Raw genomic sequence first — 16,803 nt, 5'->3', positions numbered from 1 at the left:
GATTCGGAGAATCAAATCTTCGCTGACTTTAGTGATGATTGTTAACTAACGCAAACAATGAAGTGAACTTTTGCGGTTCTAGGTGTGAATAGGTTCGCGTTTTGGCCGCCTGCGTCGATCGCTGTTGTCGGACGGGTGCCCGACCCGCCGATGACCGCGCGGTTCCGGCCCGGCCTAAGATCGCGTGATGAACGCTTCCCAGGCCCCTTCGACGCCATCGCTGCCATCGCCCGCGCTGCCGCGGTTCTGGTCGCAGCTCACCACGCGCGACTTCGCATCGCTCGACGCGAGCACCACCGTCGCGGTGCTGCCGCTGGGTGCGACCGAGCAGCACGGGCCGCACCTGCCGCTGGGTGTGGACACGGTGCTGGCCGACGGCATCGTGGCCGCGTCGCTGCCGCTGCTGCCGGCCGCGCTGCCTGTGCTCTTCCTGCCGACGCAGCAGATCGGCCTGAGCCCCGAGCACGCGCGCTTCGCGGGCACGCTCACGCTTTCGGCCGAGACGCTGATCCGCATGTGGAAGGAAATCGGCGCAGGCGTGGCGCGCGCGGGCGTGAAGAAGCTGGTGCTCTTCAATGCGCATGGCGGCCACGTGGGGGCGATGGACATCGTGGCGCGCGAGCTGCGCGCCGAGCACGGGCTCATCGTCTACAGCGTGAGCTGGTTCAACCTGCCGCTGGGCGACGCCGGTGCGCAGTTCAGCGCGCACGAGCACCGCTTCGGCGTGCACGCGGGCGAGATCGAGACGTCGATGATGCTGGCGCTCTCGCCGCAGCTGGTGCGCATGGGCGAGGCGCGCGATTTCGACTCCACCTCGCGCCAGCGCGCGGCCGACTACGCGATCCTCGGCAACGGCAGGAGCGCCAAGCTCGGCTGGGCCATCGAGGACTACAACGCCCACGGCGCCGCGGGCAACGCGGCCGCCGCCACCGCGGCGCACGGGCAGGCGGTGGTCGACGAGGCCGCACGGCAACTCGCGCTGCTGCTGGAAGAGGTGTCGCGGCTGCCGCTGGAAACGGCCAACACCGGGCCTCTGCCCTGAACTCCCGAGCTTCCTGAATTCCGGTCAGGCGGCGGCCAGCACGCCGGCGAACATGTCCGAGTCGACATTGCCGCCGCTCAGGCATACGCCCACCGTCCTGCCGCGCCAGCGCTCCTGCTGCTGGAGCGCCGCGGCCAGCGCGGCCGCGCCGGCCCCTTCGGCAACGTTGTGCGTGTCGCTGAAAAGGATGCGCATGGACTGCGCGATCTCGTCGTCGGTGACGGTGACCACGTCGTCGGCCTCGCGCAACATCACCTCCACCGATTCGGGCACCGGCGTGCGGCAGGCCATGCCGTCGGCCAGCCGCGTGGTCACGGGCGATTCGACCGGCTTGCCCGCGCGGAAGGAATCGCGATAGGCCGTCGCATGCGCCGACACCACGCCGATGAGCTTCGTCGACACGCCGCAATGCGCGCGCGCCGCCGCTGCGGCCGCGAAGCCCGAGCCCAGGCCGATGGGCACGAAAAGCACGTCGGGCGGCGTGGCCGAGAGCGCTTCGAAGAACTCGACATACGCCGTCGAGACGCCGCGCACCAGCTCGCGGTGGAACGAGGGCACGCGGTGCAGGCCGTCGCGTTCGGCGAGCGCGGCCGCATGTTCCGACGCGGCCTGGAAGTCGTCGCCGTGCTCGACCAGCGTGACGCCCAGTGCACGCATCGCGGCGTTCTTCTCGGTCGAGTTGCCGTGCGGCACGACGATGGTCGCGCCCAGCCCGTGGCGGCGCGCCGCGAAGCCGACCGACTGGCCGTGGTTGCCGCGCGTGGCGCTGATCGCGTGGCGCACCGTCGGCTGCTCGCGCGCCAGCGTCTCGAAGTAGGTCAGGCCGCCGCGGATCTTGAAGGCGCCGGCCGGCGTGTGGTTCTCGTGCTTGGCCCACACGGTGGCGCCCAGGCGCTGCGACAGGAGCGGCCAGGCGTACTGCGGCGTGGGCGGCATGGCCGCGCGCACGGTGCGCTGCGCCGATTCGATCTCTTCGCGGGTGAATCTCATGGGGTGTCTCTCTTCCTGTCTTCCTACTTGCGCTCGGTCAGCGCCACCCGCACGGCCAGCGCGGCGAGCACGCTGCCCATCACGTAGCGCTGCGCGCGCAGCCAGCCGGCGCTTTGCGACAACACGGCCGTGATGCCTGCGGCGCCGACGATCATCACCGTGTTGACCAGCGCGCTGGCGGTCATCTGCGCGATGCCCAGCTGCATGCTCTGCAGCAGCACCGAGCCGCGCTCGGGGTGGATGAACTGCGGGAAGAACGAGAGATAGAACATCGCCACCTTCGGGTTCAGCAGGTTCGTGAGAAAGCCCATGCGGAACAGCTTGCCCGGCGGGTCGGCCGGCAGCGCGCGCGCTTCGAAGGGCGCGGTGCCGCCGGGCTTCACCGCCTGCCATGCGAGCCACAGCAGGTAGGCCGCGCCGGCGATGCGGATCGCGTCGAACGCCAGCGGTACCGCCAGCAGCAGCGCGGTGAGCCCGAGCGCCGCCGCGAACAGGTGCACCAGGAAGGCCAGCAGCACGCCGCCCAGCGATATGAGCCCCGCGCGCCGGCCCTGCACCAGCGTGCGCGAGACGCAATAGATCATGTTCGGCCCGGGCGTGAGCGCCAGCAGCAGCGAGGCGAATGCGAAGAGGGCGATCTCGGTGAAGCTCAGCATGTCAGAGTCCTTGCGATTCGAGGGTCACGCTGCCGCGCGGCGTGTCGAGCACGGCAACCAGGTTGGGCGGGCCGGCATCGACCTCGAGGCCCGTCATGCCGATGGCCGACAGCGCGGCGGCCAGCGCCGGCGCGCGCGGGTGCGTGGCGCGCAGCGAGCGCAGCACGACGCCCGACGCGGGCATGGCGTCGGTGGGATGCACCGCGCCCCACTGGATCAGCGTGGGCAGCGCGCCATAGAAAAGCCGCTGGCCGTCGTCGCGCACGGTGATCTGCCATTCGAGCCGGCCGGCGGGCGTGTCGCGCGAGGCTTCGAGCAGCTGGCCGCGGTCGATGTGCGCGTGCTCTTCATGCGCCAGCGCGCGCATCGCCGCATGCGCATCGGGCACGCGCGCGACGACGTGGATCAGCCGCGGGCCGTGCCGCACGAGGCCGGCCTGCAGCGCGGCATCGTCCATGTCGAACCAGCGGCGCGTCTTGGGCCGCGACGGCTTCCTGCCCGGCTCGATCGCGATGATCTCGGCATAGGCCGCCGGGTAGGCGTCGCCGGAGACGTTGAACAGCCGGTTGTGCGTGCCCATGAGCGGATGCGAGCCGCCCGGTGCCGGCGTGATGCCGAGCGTGGCCTCGCACCACGCCACGCCCTCGGCGAGCGAGGTGGCGGCGATCACCAGGTGGTCGAGTTGCGCGTGCATGGCGGGCTGTGCGTTCAGAGCGAGACGCTGCCGTCCACGCAGGTCACGGCGTCGCCGCCGACCCAGATGCGGCCTTCCGCGTCGCGCTCGATGTGGACGCGGCCCGCGCGGCCCAGGCACTGGCCCTGCGCCGCGAGGTAGCGCTCGGGCATGTGGCCGTCGGCGATCAGCCATTCGGCGAGGCTCGCGTTGAGGCTGCCGGTGACCGGGTCTTCCTGCACGCCGATGGGCTCGGCGAAGGCGCGCACCTCGAGGTCGATGCGCGCGCCGTCCGCGTTGGGAACCGCGGGCCGGTTGCCGAAGGCGCGTGCCTCTCGGTTGGAGCGGCCGATAAGCAGCGAGGTGTCGTGCGCCGCAGGCACGCCCGCCACGCCGGCCTTCACGCCCAGTTCCTTCAGCGCGCGATGGTCGGGCTGCAGCGCCAGCACCGCGTCGGCGTCGTTGACCAGCAGGCCGAACCAGACGGGGCCGTTGTCCAGCACCTGCGCCGCGATGACCTGCTGCGCCTTCAGGCCCAGCGCGCCCGCCACCTTGGCCAGCAGCGCGGGGCTGGGCGCGCTGCGCTTGAGCGGCGGCGCTGCGAAGGCCAGGCGGCTGCCGTCGCGGCGCAGCGGCACCAGGCCCGCGCCGCACTGCTGCACGACCATGCCCGCCGCCTTGGGCTTGCCGCCGGCCTCCAGCCACGCATGGCAGCTGCCGATGGTCGGGTGGCCGGCGAAGGGCAGCTCGCCGCCGGGCGTGAAGATGCGCACGCGGTAGTCGGCCGTCGGATCGGTGGGCGGCAGCAGGAAGGTCGTTTCGGACAGGTTGGTCCACTGCGCGAAGCGCTGCATGGCGGCGTCGTCGAGGTCCTGGCCGTCGATCACCACCGCGAGCGGGTTGCCGTAATAGGCGGTGGCGGTGAAGACGTCGACTTGCTTGAAGGGGCGGGATTTCATTCGAGGCTCAGGAGGGTCGGATCAATGGACGATGTCAGTCGGGGAGCACCGTGGAACCGGCTTTGCCGGGCCACAGGTGTTGCCCCCTGCAAGGGTGTTGGCGCAGTCACACGAAGTGCGCGGAGACTGGGGGTCATTCCAGGCTCAGATCTAGCACGCCGCGCGTGCCCGGTCGGGAAAGCAGTTCGGAGTACCAGCGCTCCACGTTCGGCCAGCTCGGCCGGCGGTATTCGGCGGCGGGCAGGCCGAACCAGCGGTGCGCTTCGCAGCCGACCGGGATGTCGGCCATGGTGAAGCGCTGGCCGGCCATGTAGGGCTGGCGCGCGAGGTGCGCGTCGAGCATCGCGAACAGCGCTTCGCTGTCGCGCACCGAGGCATCGATGAGCGAGGGCTGGCGCTCCGAGGGCGGCGTGCGCACCCACTGGACGAAGGCGTCGCGGCTCACGCGGTTGAGCGTGGTCTGCTGCCAGTCCATCCAGCGCTCGGCGTCGAAGCGCGCGGGCAGCTCGGCCGGATAGAGGTTGCCGTGCGAATGCTTCGCGCAGAGGTAGCGCACGATCACGTTCGACTCCCACAGCGTGACGCGCTCGGCGCCTTCGCCGTCGTCGATGGCGGGCACCATGGCGTTCGGATTGATCGCGAGGTATTCGGGCGTCTGCACCACGCCGAACCTGCCGCCGGCCTCGGTGCGCTGGAAGTCGAGCCCGAGCTCCTGCGCGCACCACACCACCTTGCGGACGTTGATCGAGCTGATGCGGCCCCAGATGTTGAGCATGTTTGGTCTCTTTCTTTCTCTTCTCGATTCTTCGGTTGTTCAGTCCCGCATGACGCGCGCCGTTCCCGACACGCGTATCGAGCTGCCCGGCGCGGGCGAAATGTCGGCGTGCAGGCGCGACAGCATGCCCATGTCCTCGCCCTGCACCACGTCGATGGCGCCGCCGTGCGGCCAGCCGATGTCGCGCAGGTAGCCGGCCAGCGCGGCCGTGGCGGCGCCGGTGGCGGGGTCTTCGTACACGCCGCCGGACGCGAAGGGGTTGCGCGTGTGCAGCCGCTGCGCGGTCTCGGCGAAGACCAGCACGATGGTCGTGAGCCCGGCGCGAGCCATCAGCGCGCGGCCGGCCTCCAGCTCGTAGTGCATCGCCGACAGCGCTGCGCGGCTTTTCAGGGCCAGCACCAGATGGTCGGCGCCCGCGTGGACGACGGCCGGCGGGATGCGCGGATCGATGTCCTGCGGCGAATAGCCGAACAGGGCGAGCGCCTCGGACAGCAACCCGGGCGACGCAGCGGCGCTGCGCGTGGGTGGCGACTGCAGCGCAGCCTCGACCACGCTGCCGTTGCGCCGGCCTTCCACGGTGATCCGTGCCTGGTTGAGCACCAGCGGGAACACGCCGTCGCCTTGCCGCATCGCCAGCGCGGCGCCCAGCGCGATCGTCGCGTGGCCGCAGAAGGGCACTTCGGATTGCGGCGCGAAGTAGCGCACGCGCCAGCTGCCGCCGTCGGCCGGAGCGGCGAACGCGGTTTCAGAAAAGCCGACTTCCGCCGCAATGTGCTGCATTTGTGCAGCAGGCGGCAGCGCATCGGCGATAACGACGCCGGCTGGGTTGCCGCCCGTCTCTCCATCGGAGAAGGCTGCGATCTTCAGGACATTCATGAGAAGGCCTCTTCAGCGGGGCGAGGGGCGGTCGAGGAACAGCAGGCGCACGGCCAGCCCCAGCATCACGGCCGCAAGCAGACCGCTCTGGAAGCGCGCCGCGCCGGGGCGACTGTGCAGCCAGCGTCCGATCTGGCCGCTGCACGCGCCCAGCAGCGTGTTGAAGGCCAGCGCCGCCATCGACAGCACCACGCCCAGTTGCACCAGCTGCAGCGGCACGCTGCCGTGCGAGGGGTCGACGAACTGCGGCAGGAACACCATGAAGAACAGCAGCGCCTTCGGATTGACGAGGTTGTTCAGCAGCGCCATTCGCACGATGCGGCCGAAGCCGGCGGGCTGCGCCTGCGCCCCCATGCGAAGGCCGCCGCTGCGCAGCGCCTGCACCGCGAGCCACACCAGGTACAGCGCGCCCGCATAGCGCAGCACGTCGAACGACGGCGGCCAGGCGGCCACCAGCGCGGTGACGCCGGTGGCGGCGAAGAGCGTGTGCACCAGGTCGGCCGCCGAGATGCCGATGGCCGCCGCGAAACCGCCGCGCGGACCATGGGCCACGCCGTGCGAGAGCACGAAAGCCATGTTCGGGCCCGGCGACAGGAACAGCGCCAGTACCGCGAGCAGGAAGAGCGAGAGCGTCGCAAGACCGATCACGGGTGGCTCCTGGGTCGTGGTATCAGGCCTGCGCCACGGCCGGCGTCTTCTCGCCGAGCAGCGCCAGTTCCTCGCGCAGCGTCTGCGCGAGCGCGGCGATGGCGGTGTCGATCTCGTCGACGCTGGCCGTCACGAACGACAGGCGCAGCGTGCGCGGATCGCCTTCGCCGGCGTAGAAGGGCGCGCCGGGCACGAAGGCCACGTTGCGCTCCACCGCCTTGGGCAGCAGCTTCACGGTGTCCACGCCCTCGGGCAGGCGGGCCCACAGGAACATGCCGCCCTTGGGCGCGTTGAACTTCACGTCCAGCCCCTTCATCTCGCGGGTGAGCGCGGCCATCATCGCGTCGCGCTGGCGCTTGTAGAGGGCGCGGATGGTGGGCACGTGGGTGTCGAGGAACTTGTCCTTCATCACCGCCGAGACCATGCGCTGCGTGAAGATCGGCGTGTGCAGGTCGACGGCCTGCTTGGCCTGCAGCAGCTTCGGGTAGATCGACTTGGGCGCCACCAGGAAGCCCAAGCGCAGCCCGGGGGCCAGCACCTTCGAGAACGAGCCCAGGTAGATCACGCCCTCGGGGTTGCGCGCGGCCAGCGGCAGCGGCGGGGCTTCGTCGAACCAGAGTTCGCCATAGGGGTTGTCCTCCACGATGGGCAGGCCCGCGGCGGCAGCGGCGGCCGAGACAGCGGCGCGGCGCTCTTCCGTCATGGTGCGGCCGGTGGGGTTCTGGAAGTTGGGCAGCAGGTAGATGAAGCGCGCGTCCTTCGCCTTTTGCACGAGGTCGTCGACGATCACGCCATCGTCGTCGCTGGCCACGCCCACCGGGTGCGGCTCCATCGGGCCGAAGGCCTGCAGCGCGCCGAGGTAGGTGGGCGTCTCCACCAGCACCTTGCTGCCCGGATCGATCAGCACCTTGGCCACGAGGTCGAGGCCCTGCTGCGAGCCGGTGGTGATGAGCACCTGCGAGGCGTCGACGTCCCACGGCAGCATGTCGGCCACCGCCTGGCGCAGCGGCGCGTAGCCTTCGCTGGCCGCGTACTGCAGCGCGGCCTGGCCGTCGTTGTGCAGCACCTCGGCACAGGCGTCGGCGAAAGCCTGGATCGGGAAGGTCTTGGGCGAGGGCAGGCCGCCGGCCAGGCTGATGATGCCGGGGCGCTCGGTGACCTTGAGGATTTCACGCAGCACCGAGGGATTCATCTTGGCGGCGCGGGCGGCGAGTTTCCAGTTCATGGCTTTCTTCTTTCAGGCGGTGAGGTGAGATTCGGATGTTCGGGGGCGCGCACGGCGCGGGTCAATCACGGTACACGACATGGGCTCGCTTGTCGTCCCGGCCCCGGGCGGGTGCCGGGGCGGGCTGCGACAGCTGCTTGCCGATGACCACCGTGGCCACCACGGCCGCGGCGAAGGCCAGCGTGACCACGTCCAGCGGCTCGCCCAGGATCGGGATCGAGGCCAGGATCGACAGGAAGGGCTGCAGCAGCTGCGTCTGGCTCACGCGCAGCGCGCCGCCCAGGGCCAGGCCGCGGTACCAGGCGAAGAAGCCGATCCACATCGAGAACATGCCGACGTAGACGAAGCCCAGCCAGGAGGTGGTGGCGATCGGCTGCGTGGGCCACAGCGCGAGCGTGGCCGGCAGCGTGACGGGCAGCGCCATCACGCACACCCAGCAGATCACGCGCTCGGCGCCCAGCGAGGGCGTGACCTGCGCGCCGTAGATGTAGCCCAGCGAGGCGGCGACGACCGCGCCCACCAGCAGGAGGTCGGCCCATTCGAAGCCGAAGCCATGACCGCCCTGGCTCGCGCGCAGCACCGAGAACACCACCACCAGCAGGCTGCCCGCGACGGCGCAGAGCCAGAAACCCAGCCGCGCGCGCTGGTGCAGCACCCAGGCCGCGACGGCGGCCGTGACCAGCGGCAGCAGGGCGGTCACCACCGCCGCATGGCTGGCCGTGACCACGCGCAGCGCGTAGGCCAGCAGCAGCGGGTAGCCGATGACGTTGCCCAGCACCGCCATGCCCAGCGGCCTCCACTGGTGCGCAGCGGGGCGCGGCGAGCGCGTGACCAGCAGGAAGACGGCCGACAGCACGCCCGCCAGCGCGGCGCGGCCGAGCGTCACGAACCACGGCGACAGCTGCGGCGCGTCCTGCGAGCCGGTGGCCAGGCGTGTCATCGGCAGCGTGATGGCGAACATCGCCACCCCCACCACGCCCAGCCACATGCCGAGAGTTTCGGCCTTGAAGTTCTTCATGTCGGCGACCTCCCCGAGAAAGGTGCCGCTGTAACCGGGCGGTGCGCCGTCGGGGAATACCGCGGAACCGGCTCGGCCGGGCCGCTGGTATTGCCCCCTGCAAGGGGGGTGGCGAAGCGACACGAAATGCGCGAAGCCTGGGGGTGAGCCGATCTCATACGCCCGCCATCCACCAGGCGGTGAGCACGAGCACGAGTCCCATTGCGCGGTTGAACCACAGCAGCCGCGAGCCCTTGGCCAGCCAGTCGCGCAGCATGGCGCCGACCAGCGCATAGGCGAAGTTGCTGACGAAGGCATAGGCCAGCATCACCGGCGCCACGATCGCGAAGCGGTGCAGCGCGTCGGGCTGCCCGGCGATCCAGCCGGCCACCAGCGTGAGCGCCAGCAGCCAGGCCTTGATGTTCACGAACTGCAGCATCACGCCCTGCCCGAAGCCCACCGACAGGCTCTTGCCGTCGGCCTTGCCGAGCGTCGCGCTGCCACTGAGCTTGTACGCCAGCCACAGCAGATAGCCGATGCCCAGCGCCTTGATGGCCAGCCGCAGCGAAGGCACCGCCACCACCAGCGCGCCGATGCCGGCGGCGCACAGCGCCAGCAGCAGCGTCCAGCCCACCGGCACCGCGACCACGAAGCGCATGGCGCGCGGCAGGCCGCCGTTGGCCGCCAGGGCGGTGGAGAGCGTGGTGTTGGGGCCGGGCGAGAAGCTCATCGCCGTGGCCAGCACCAGCAGCGCGGTGAATTCTCGCCAGTTCATGACACACACTCTAAACTTGAGACCATTACAGTTCCAGTACAGATGATCGAACAATCGGGCGATCTGTATTGGTCACTCCTTCGACACAGAAGCCAGGGAAGCCGGCAGACCCCGGACGACGAATGCTCACACGCACCTCCACACAGTCGCTGACCGGGCAGCTCGCCGATCGCCTGGCCGAGCGCATCCGCACCCGGCTGCTGCCGCCCGGCGCGCGCCTGCCCTCGGTGCGCGAGTGCGCGCGGCAGCAGGGCGTGAGCCCCTACACCGTGGTCGCCGCCTATGACCAGCTGCTGGCGCAGGGCCTCGTCGAAGCCCGGCGCCAGCGCGGCTTCTACGTTCGCGACTCAGCTCCTGCGCAGGACGCCCGCTCGGCGAAGGGCGCCGATGGCGCGATGGGCGTGCCCGCAGCGATCGCGGTGCAGATGATGGCCTCGCGCGTGCCGGCCGACGCCAGCTCGCTGATCCGCAGCATGTTCCACCGCCCGAGCGACAAGCCGCAGCCGGGCATGGGCGTGTTCCCGCCCGACTGGATGGCGTCGACCTTCATGCCCACGGCAGTGCGGCGCATGACCAATACAGCCGCGCTGCAGGAACTGTCGCTGCAGTACGGCGAGCCGGCCGGCGACATGAGCCTGCGGCGCAGCCTCTCGCAGAAGCTGGTGGGCATCAACGTGCCGGCCTCGCCCGACCAGATCGTGACCACCGTGGGCGCCACCCACGCGCTGGACATCGTGAGCCGCACGCTGCTGCGTCCGGGCGATCCGGTGATGGTCGAGGAGCCCGGCTGGGCGCTGGAGTTCGCGCGGCTGGAGGCGCTGGGCATGCGCATCCTGCCGGTGCCGCGCCGCGCCGACGGGCCCGACCTGGAAGTGATGGCGCAGTACTGCAAGCTGCACGGCCCCAAGCTCTTCGTCAGCGTGAGCGTGCTGCACAACCCCACCGGCTACAGCCTCACGCCGGGCAGCGCGCACCGGGTGCTCAAACTGGCCAACGAGCACGGCTTCCACATCGTCGAGGACGACACCTACAGCCACCTCGCACCCGAGCACGCCACGCGGCTGAGCGCGCTCGACGGGCTGCAGCGCACCATCTACGTCAGCGGTTTCGCGAAGATCCTCGCGCCCAACTGGCGCATCGGCTTCCTGGCCGCGCCGCCCGACCTGAAGGAGCAGCTGCTCGAGACCAAGCTGCTGGCTACGCTGACCTCGCCCACGCTGTTCGAGCGGGCCTTGTCGTGGTGCATCGACCAGGGGCAGCTGCGCCGGCACTCCGAGCGCGTACGCATCCGGCTCGACGGTGCGCGGGGGCGGGCGGTGAAGCTGGCGATGGCGCACGGCTGCACCTTCGCCTCGGAGCCGGCGGGGCTCTTCGGCTGGGTCGACACCGGCGTGGACACCGACGCGCTCACGCAGCGCATGCTCGACCAGGGCTACCTGCTGGCGCCCGGATCGCTCTTCCATGCGCGCCGGCCGCCGAGCACCATGATGCGGATCAACTTCGCCACCTCGCAGGATGCGGCCTTCTGGAAGGTCTTCAGCAAGGTCCGAAGCGAAGTCTGATCTGGCTCGCCACCAGGCGTCGCCCACTTCGCGCCGCGCGCGCCTTGCCTTGCCGGGGGCCATTCCGACGGCCCGGCAAAGCCGGTTCCGCGGGGTCCCGCGGAGGGGCTTTCGCGTTGGACGGCACGTTGGGAAAAGGCGGCACGGAAAGGTCAAACGCCGGAGGCTTGGAGTAAGCTGGCAGCACAAGAAAACCCATACCCAGCACCCCAGGAGACCTCCTCGCATGAGCAACGCCAGCAAGCCCTTCGACTTCAGCCAGTTCGTTCCCGGATTCGACTTCCTGAAGAACCTCGCCGGCGGCGCTGCCTCGGGCAACGGTTCGGTGCCGGGCATCCCGAGCCTCGCGAGCTGGGTCGCGCCCACGCTGAGCGTGGAGGAGGTCGACAAGCGCATCCAGGAACTCAAGACGGTGCAGTACTGGCTCGAGCAGAACGGCCATGCGCTGAAGGCCACCATCCAGGCGCTCGAAGTGCAGAAGATGACGCTTTCGACGCTGCGCGGCATGAACGTGCGCATGGAAGACATCGCCAGCGCGTTCACCCGGCAGGCGACCGCCGCCGCAGCAGCCGTGGCCCCCGCGGCCGCGGCCTCCAGGGCTGCGCCGGAGCCCGAACCCCGGGAGCCCGAGGAAGTCGAGAACGAAGAGGCGCCCGAGGAGGAGGCTCAAGAAGCCGCTCCCCCGCCCAGGAAGCCCACCCGCAAGCCCGCCGCCTCCAAGGCCAAAGCCACGGCGGGCGAGAGCGCAGGCGTGGTCGACCCGATGCAGTGGTGGGGCTCGCTCACCGAGCAGTTCCAGCAGATCGCCAGCACGGCGCTGCAGGACGCGGCCCAGTTGAAGATGCCGTCCATGGCGCAACCGCTGGCCGATGCAGTCGGCTCGGTCATGGGCAAGCCGGCTGCAGCCCGCAAGCCGGCCGCCGCGAAGAAGTCTGCGAAGACGACGGCTCCGGCCGCCAAGAAGAAGACGTCCACCGCCGCGCGCAAGCGAACCTCCGCGCGACGCTGACGTCATACACACATCCATTTTTCAAGAACGGGTTGGCACGCATCATGAAGCTTTTTCCCTCCGGTCATGCCACCCATCCGCAATGGCGAATGGCCGCGGGCCTCGTGCTCGCGCAGCTGCGGGCGCAGATGGCGCTGCCCGACTACGCCTCCGCGCCCACGCTGGGGCTCCTCTACATCACCGACCACTACGCCGGCGACGCGCAGGACATCCTCGACCACCTGAGCGCCGAGCTGCCCGAGGTGACCGACTGGTCGGGCACCGTCGGCGTCGGCGTGTCGGCCAACAACGCCGAGTACTTCGACGAACCCGGCATGACCCTGATGCTGTGCGCGCTGCCGAGCGACCAGTACCGCGTGTTTTCCGGCGTCGCGCCCCTGGGCAATTCGGAAATGAGCGGTTTCGAGGCGCACACGGCGCTGGTGCACGCCGACCCCGCCACGCCCGACCTCGCCGAACTGATCGGCGAGATGGCCGGGCGCACCGATACCGGCTACCTGTTCGGCGGACTTTCGTCGGGACGCGGCGGCGCGCTGCAGTTCGCCGTCGGCGGCAACGGCAACATCCGTGGCCATGGCGCCGCGGGCGGCGTGTTCTCGGGCGGGCTCTCGGGCGTGGTCTTCGGCGAAGGCGTGCGGCTGGTGTCGCGCGTCACCCAGGGCTGCCAGCCGCTGCGCTCGGGCGCTGTGCGCGAACGCGAGATCACCGAGGCCGACGGCAACCTGCTGCTCAAGCTCGACGGCGAGCCTGCGCTCGACGTGCTGCTGGCCGACCTGCAGGTGTCGCTGGAACGCCCGCAGGAGGCCATCGAAGCGGTGCGCAACACCCTGGTCGGCCTGGCCGACGCCGGCAGCGACGGCATCCGCCGCACCGGCGACCTGGGCGCCGACGTGCTCGTGCGCCACATCATCGGACTCGACCCCACGCGGCGCGGCATCGCCATCGCCGATACCGCGGAAGCCGGCATGCGCCTGACCTTCTGCCGCCGCAACGCCCAGGCCGCGCGCGCCGACCTGATGCGCATCTGCGCGGAAATCCGCGAGGAACTGGAGCCCGAGGAACAGACGCTGGCCACCGCACGCGCCGTGGCGGCTGGCGAGGCCGAAGCCGCGCCGCATCCCGCGCGGCGCATCGCCGGAGCCGTGTACGTGAGCTGCTCCGGCCGCGGCGGCCCGCACTTCGGCGCGCCGGGGGCGGAGCTGCAGATCGTGCGGCACGCGCTCGGCGACGTGCCGCTGGTGGGCTTCTTCGCCGCAGGGGAGATCGCGCGGCACCATCTGTATGGGTATACCGGGGTGTTGACGGTGTTCACCGCGCCCGACTGACCTGGCGCCCGACGCGAAAAAGCGACGGGCGAGTTTTCGGCGGGAGGATCCATCGCTAGAATCCGCCCGCTTTCTTGAATCTCTGCTGCTGCAAGAAAGAGCCAGCCGCGCATCGCCTCCTTCGCGAGCGCGGCCGATCTTTTTCGCCTCTCCACGCAAAGTGCGACGAGGCAGGAAACCGACATGGTTTCCCGAATGGAACAGCAGTCATGAGCGATCCTCGCTTCTCCAGACTCCAGCGTGCCTTCTCGCGCGCCGGCATCGCCGTCGACTACCGTGATGGCGTGTATCACCTGCACCATGAGGCCTCGCAGGCCACGGTGCTCCTGCCGCCCAGTCTTCCACTGGAAGAAAAGGCGGTGAACCAGTTGCTGGCATTCGCCAGCGTGCGCTCGCCCGACGGCGAGAAAGGCGTGTGCAAGGCCTGCGCGACGCCCGATTTCCACCCGGGCTCCGTCGCGCCCGTCGGCAGCGTCGTCGCGACCGACCCCGACTTCGTCATTCCCGCAGCAGTGGGTACCGACATCAACTGTGGCATGCGCCTGCTGACCACCGGGCTCACGCTCGACCAGGTGGCTCCGCACAGGACGCGGCTGGTCGAGAGGCTCACGCGCAGCCTGCTCGACAACGGTCGCGACGTGCCGGTGCACACGACGGCGTTCAGGGCGCTGTTCGACGTGGGCCCCGCGGCCTTCCTGGAGGCGGTGCGCAGCGGCGGGCTATGGTCTTCGTGCGAACGCGACCGGATGCAGGCCGAGCTCGATGCCTGCATCGGCCTCGCGAGCTTCGGCGGCAGTGCCCGGCATGCACCCGAGGCCTACATCGGCGGCCGCCACGAGCTGTTCCGTGACCCCTGCCTCGGCACACCGGGAAGCGGCAACCATTTCGTGGAGCTGCAGGTGGTCGACCATGTCCTGGACCGCCATGAGGCCTACCGTGCGGGCCTGAAGACGGGAGATGTGGTCGTGATGATCCACAGCGGCTCGCGCGACATCGGATTTCATGTGGGTGGGCGATGGATGGATCGCGCCCGCGCCGAGTGGCCCGGCGGCCTGCGCCATCCGAAGAGCGGTCTCTACGGTCTGGCGGGGCCGCTGGCCGACGAATACCTGGAGGCCATGGGCGTGGCGGCACGCTATGCATGGGCCAACCGTGTCGTGCTGGCCGAACTGGTGCGGAAGGATTTCGCTGAACTGCTCGGTGCCTCGTCGTCGAAGCTGGTGGTGGACGTGCCGCACAACGTCGTGCTGCGGGAACGCGGCATGAACATCCACCGCAAGGGAGCGACGCCGGCGAATGCAGGCGACCTGGCGCTTATTCCGGGCTCGATGGGCGACTACTCGTATCTGGCTTCCGGGCTCGGGCATGAGGACTGGCTCTGGTCGTGCAGCCATGGCGCCGGTCGGCGGATGCGTCGGCAGCAGGTGCGCGCGATGCGGCCCGCGACTGCCGACCAACAGGCCAGCTGGCAATGCGTGACCTTGCGCGAGGAGCGCCGGATCGAAGAGGCGCCGCAGGCCTACAAGCCTATCGGCGAGGTGATCGACGCGCAGGAACGCGCCGGGCTGATCCGCTGCGCGGTGCGGCTCAGGCCCTGGATCACCTTCAAGGCGTGATCCATGGCCTGCCGGCTCGTCAGCCCAGAGCGGGCTGAGGAACGCGGGGACTGGGCGCCGGCATCCCCGTGAACGCGAAATCCACCTCCGGCGCCAGCCCGCTCACGATCCGCGCGATCGACTTGCCCGAGCCGCAGGCGTGCGTCCACCCCAGGGTGCCGTGGCCGGTGTTGAGGAACAGGTTCGGCAGCTTCGTCTTGCCGATCAGCGGGACGTTGCTCGGCGTGGCCGGGCGCAGGCCCGTCCAGAACTGGGCCTGGGTGGTGTCGCCGGCGCCGGGGAAGAGCTCCTCGACGCGGCGCACGATGGCTTCGCAGCGCACGCGGTTCAGGTCGCGGTCGTAGCCGTTGAGCTCGGCCGTGCCGGCGATGCGCAGGCGGTCGCCCGATGCGGAGGTGTAGCGCGAGAACACGAGCTTGAATTCGTCATCGGTCAGCGAGACCTGGTGGGCCTTGAAGGCGTCCTTGACAGGCAGGGTCACCGAATAGCCCTTGGCCGGGTAGATCGGCAGCCGGATGCCCAGCGGCGCTGTGTACAGCGGGCTCAGCGAGCCCATCGCCAGGACGAAGGCGTCGCCGCGGATTCGCTGGAAGCGGCCTTCGCTGTCGGTGGCCTCGACGTGGTCGATGCTGCCGCCGGCCTCGCGCAACGCTGTCACGGTGTGGCTCATCAGGAACCTCACGCCCGCGGCGGCGGCCAGCGCGACGAGTTCGCGCGCGAAGCGGTTGGCGTCGCCGGACTCGTCCTCGGCCGTGTAGGTGGCGCCGGCCAGCTTGGGGCGGATGTGGGCGAGGGCGGGCTCGATCTTCAGGGCCTCGTCGGCCGAGATGACCCGGCGCTCGCATCCCAGGGCACGCATCTGCTCGGCGGGCTCGAGGGCGCCGTCGAACTCCTTCTGCGTCGTGTAGAAGTGGAGGATGCCTTGGGTGCGCTGGTCGTAGTTGAGGCCGGTGTCGCGGCGCAACTGTTGCAACATCGAGCGGCTGTATGTGCCGAGACGAACGATCTGCTCGATGTTGTGGCGGGTGCGCGCCGGCGTGCATTCGCGCAGGAACTGCAGGCCCCAGAGCCACTGGCGCATGTCGGCACGCATGCGGAAGAGCAGCGGGGCGTCTTCCTTGCCCAGCCATTGCAGCACCTTGAGCGGCGCGCTGGGGTTGGCCCAGGGCTCGGCATGGCTGACGGAGATCTGCCCGCCATTGGCGAAGCTGGTTTCGGCGGCCGGGGTGGCCTGCCGATCGATCACGGTCACTTCGTGGCCGAGTTGCTGGAGGTAGTAAGCCGAAGTCACGCCGAGCAGGCCGGCGCCGAGGACGATCACGCGCATTTCAAGTACCTTTGAGGTGCTGCGCTTGAACGGCGGGCATTGATTGCTATCGAATGAATAGCAAGGCAACCAGGCGACCGCAGTCCAAGTTGCCGCTCCCCCTGTCCTCGGTACCTGAGAGATTCACCCGCTGCGCCCGCAGAGGGTTTGCTCCTTCGGTGCGCCACATGGCGTGGCGGCTCTCCAGACGGCGTTTCAGTTGGTGCAGTACAGGCCCTTGCGAGGCCGACCTGAGCGTTTATGGGAGTTTGCGCCTTCGGTAGGGCCACCGGGGTGGCCCGCTCTCCTGCAGTGGGGCGATTGTAGGCGGAGCCTGCACGGGCGCCAACCTCTGAATTCTCGCCCTTG

General features: G+C 69.9%; 16 protein-coding genes and 2 riboswitches. Of the genes, 5 read left to right on the top strand and 11 right to left on the bottom strand.

Annotated features, from left to right (window positions below; genetic code table 11):
- Positions 1 to 187 precede the first annotated feature (187 nt).
- Positions 188 to 1,042, top strand: coding sequence for a creatininase family protein (locus tag FHY06_RS10875; RefSeq protein WP_132802187.1), 855 nt, complete (start codon positions 188 to 190; stop codon positions 1,040 to 1,042).
- Between the two features lie 24 nt (positions 1,043 to 1,066).
- Here the strand turns inward: FHY06_RS10875 and FHY06_RS10870 are convergent, their stop codons facing one another.
- The 10 genes from FHY06_RS10870 to FHY06_RS10825 form a co-directional block, all read right to left on the bottom strand.
- Entirely contained in the window at positions 1,067 to 2,032 is a 966-nt protein-coding gene (locus FHY06_RS10870) for a threonine dehydratase (RefSeq protein ID WP_019656826.1), read from the bottom strand.
- 23 nt (positions 2,033 to 2,055) lie between these two features.
- Positions 2,056 to 2,688, bottom strand: coding sequence for a LysE family translocator (locus FHY06_RS10865; protein ID WP_019656827.1), 633 nt, complete (start codon positions 2,686 to 2,688; stop codon positions 2,056 to 2,058).
- 1 nt (position 2,689) lies between these two features.
- The gene (locus FHY06_RS10860) at positions 2,690 to 3,382 is read right to left on the bottom strand and encodes a VOC family protein (protein ID WP_184604911.1); all 693 of its coding nucleotides are present in this window, start codon (positions 3,380 to 3,382) and stop codon (positions 2,690 to 2,692) included.
- Positions 3,383 to 3,396: 14 nt separating this feature from the next.
- Positions 3,397 to 4,320, bottom strand: a complete 924-nt coding sequence (locus tag FHY06_RS10855; protein WP_132752120.1) for a PhzF family protein — start codon at positions 4,318 to 4,320, stop codon at positions 3,397 to 3,399.
- A 133-nt stretch (positions 4,321 to 4,453) separates the two neighbouring features.
- Positions 4,454 to 5,095 (bottom strand): glutathione S-transferase family protein, encoded by a 642-nt coding sequence (locus FHY06_RS10850; protein ID WP_184604909.1) that lies wholly within the window; start codon positions 5,093 to 5,095, stop codon positions 4,454 to 4,456.
- A 39-nt stretch (positions 5,096 to 5,134) separates the two neighbouring features.
- Complete coding sequence (locus tag FHY06_RS10845) at positions 5,135 to 5,971, bottom strand: PhzF family protein (RefSeq protein ID WP_184604907.1); 837 nt, start codon at positions 5,969 to 5,971, stop codon at positions 5,135 to 5,137.
- Between the two features lie 12 nt (positions 5,972 to 5,983).
- Positions 5,984 to 6,619, bottom strand: a complete 636-nt coding sequence (locus FHY06_RS10840; RefSeq protein ID WP_132802201.1) for a LysE family translocator — start codon at positions 6,617 to 6,619, stop codon at positions 5,984 to 5,986.
- A gap of 22 nt (positions 6,620 to 6,641) precedes the next feature.
- Positions 6,642 to 7,844, bottom strand: a complete 1,203-nt coding sequence (locus FHY06_RS10835; RefSeq protein ID WP_019656833.1) for an aminotransferase-like domain-containing protein — start codon at positions 7,842 to 7,844, stop codon at positions 6,642 to 6,644.
- Between the two features lie 61 nt (positions 7,845 to 7,905).
- Positions 7,906 to 8,862 carry a DMT family transporter gene (locus FHY06_RS10830; RefSeq protein ID WP_184604905.1) on the bottom strand — a complete coding sequence of 319 codons (957 nt, stop codon included), beginning with the start codon at positions 8,860 to 8,862 and terminating at the stop codon, positions 7,906 to 7,908.
- Positions 8,863 to 9,016: 154 nt separating this feature from the next.
- Complete coding sequence (locus tag FHY06_RS10825) at positions 9,017 to 9,616, bottom strand: LysE family translocator (protein ID WP_184604902.1); 600 nt, start codon at positions 9,614 to 9,616, stop codon at positions 9,017 to 9,019.
- A 122-nt stretch (positions 9,617 to 9,738) separates the two neighbouring features.
- Here FHY06_RS10825 and FHY06_RS10820 point away from each other — a divergent pair, with 122 nt between their 5' ends.
- The 4 genes from FHY06_RS10820 to FHY06_RS10805 all read left to right on the top strand — a co-directional run bounded on the left by FHY06_RS10820 (position 9,739) and on the right by FHY06_RS10805 (position 15,128).
- Positions 9,739 to 11,178 carry an aminotransferase-like domain-containing protein gene (locus tag FHY06_RS10820; protein WP_184604900.1) on the top strand — a complete coding sequence of 480 codons (1,440 nt, stop codon included), beginning with the start codon at positions 9,739 to 9,741 and terminating at the stop codon, positions 11,176 to 11,178.
- 226 nt (positions 11,179 to 11,404) lie between these two features.
- Positions 11,405 to 12,187 carry a PhaM family polyhydroxyalkanoate granule multifunctional regulatory protein gene (locus FHY06_RS10815; RefSeq protein WP_132802213.1) on the top strand — a complete coding sequence of 261 codons (783 nt, stop codon included), beginning with the start codon at positions 11,405 to 11,407 and terminating at the stop codon, positions 12,185 to 12,187.
- Positions 12,188 to 12,231: 44 nt separating this feature from the next.
- Entirely contained in the window at positions 12,232 to 13,512 is a 1,281-nt protein-coding gene (locus tag FHY06_RS10810) for an FIST signal transduction protein (RefSeq protein ID WP_026346611.1), read from the top strand.
- A gap of 209 nt (positions 13,513 to 13,721) precedes the next feature.
- On the top strand, positions 13,722 to 15,128 hold the full coding sequence (locus FHY06_RS10805; protein ID WP_184604898.1) for an RtcB family protein: 1,407 nt from the start codon (positions 13,722 to 13,724) through the stop codon (positions 15,126 to 15,128).
- Positions 15,129 to 15,147: 19 nt separating this feature from the next.
- On the opposite strand, the gene FHY06_RS10800 is transcribed toward FHY06_RS10805, so the two are convergent.
- Positions 15,148 to 16,455, bottom strand: coding sequence for a D-amino acid dehydrogenase (locus tag FHY06_RS10800; RefSeq protein ID WP_184604896.1), 1,308 nt, complete (start codon positions 16,453 to 16,455; stop codon positions 15,148 to 15,150).
- Between the two features lie 91 nt (positions 16,456 to 16,546).
- A riboswitch (glycine riboswitch) is annotated at positions 16,547 to 16,652 on the bottom strand.
- 3 nt (positions 16,653 to 16,655) lie between these two features.
- A riboswitch (glycine riboswitch) is annotated at positions 16,656 to 16,754 on the bottom strand.
- Between the last annotated feature and the right edge of the window lie 49 nt (positions 16,755 to 16,803).

It is taken from the genome of Variovorax atrisoli (genome assembly GCF_014195185.1).
Lineage (GTDB): Bacteria > Pseudomonadota > Gammaproteobacteria > Burkholderiales > Burkholderiaceae_C > Variovorax > Variovorax atrisoli.
This window is presented reverse-complemented; position numbering and strand designations above follow the sequence as displayed.

Bases quoted from the DNA above. Each gene is read 5' to 3' on its own strand.
- FHY06_RS10875 (WP_132802187.1), top strand. From the start codon at position 188: ATGAACGCTTCCCAGGCCCCTTCGACGCCATCGCTGCCATCGCCCGCG.
- FHY06_RS10870 (WP_019656826.1), bottom strand. From the start codon at position 2,032: ATGAGATTCACCCGCGAAGAGATCGAATCGGCGCAGCGCACCGTGCGC.
- FHY06_RS10865 (WP_019656827.1), bottom strand. From the start codon at position 2,688: ATGCTGAGCTTCACCGAGATCGCCCTCTTCGCATTCGCCTCGCTGCTG.
- FHY06_RS10860 (WP_184604911.1), bottom strand. From the start codon at position 3,382: ATGCACGCGCAACTCGACCACCTGGTGATCGCCGCCACCTCGCTCGCC.
- FHY06_RS10855 (WP_132752120.1), bottom strand. From the start codon at position 4,320: ATGAAATCCCGCCCCTTCAAGCAAGTCGACGTCTTCACCGCCACCGCC.
- FHY06_RS10850 (WP_184604909.1), bottom strand. From the start codon at position 5,095: ATGCTCAACATCTGGGGCCGCATCAGCTCGATCAACGTCCGCAAGGTG.
- FHY06_RS10845 (WP_184604907.1), bottom strand. From the start codon at position 5,971: ATGAATGTCCTGAAGATCGCAGCCTTCTCCGATGGAGAGACGGGCGGC.
- FHY06_RS10835 (WP_019656833.1), bottom strand. From the start codon at position 7,844: ATGAACTGGAAACTCGCCGCCCGCGCCGCCAAGATGAATCCCTCGGTG.
- FHY06_RS10830 (WP_184604905.1), bottom strand. From the start codon at position 8,862: ATGAAGAACTTCAAGGCCGAAACTCTCGGCATGTGGCTGGGCGTGGTG.
- FHY06_RS10825 (WP_184604902.1), bottom strand. From the start codon at position 9,616: ATGAACTGGCGAGAATTCACCGCGCTGCTGGTGCTGGCCACGGCGATG.
- FHY06_RS10820 (WP_184604900.1), top strand. From the start codon at position 9,739: ATGCTCACACGCACCTCCACACAGTCGCTGACCGGGCAGCTCGCCGAT.
- FHY06_RS10815 (WP_132802213.1), top strand. From the start codon at position 11,405: ATGAGCAACGCCAGCAAGCCCTTCGACTTCAGCCAGTTCGTTCCCGGA.
- FHY06_RS10810 (WP_026346611.1), top strand. From the start codon at position 12,232: ATGAAGCTTTTTCCCTCCGGTCATGCCACCCATCCGCAATGGCGAATG.
- FHY06_RS10805 (WP_184604898.1), top strand. From the start codon at position 13,722: ATGAGCGATCCTCGCTTCTCCAGACTCCAGCGTGCCTTCTCGCGCGCC.
- FHY06_RS10800 (WP_184604896.1), bottom strand. From the start codon at position 16,455: ATGCGCGTGATCGTCCTCGGCGCCGGCCTGCTCGGCGTGACTTCGGCT.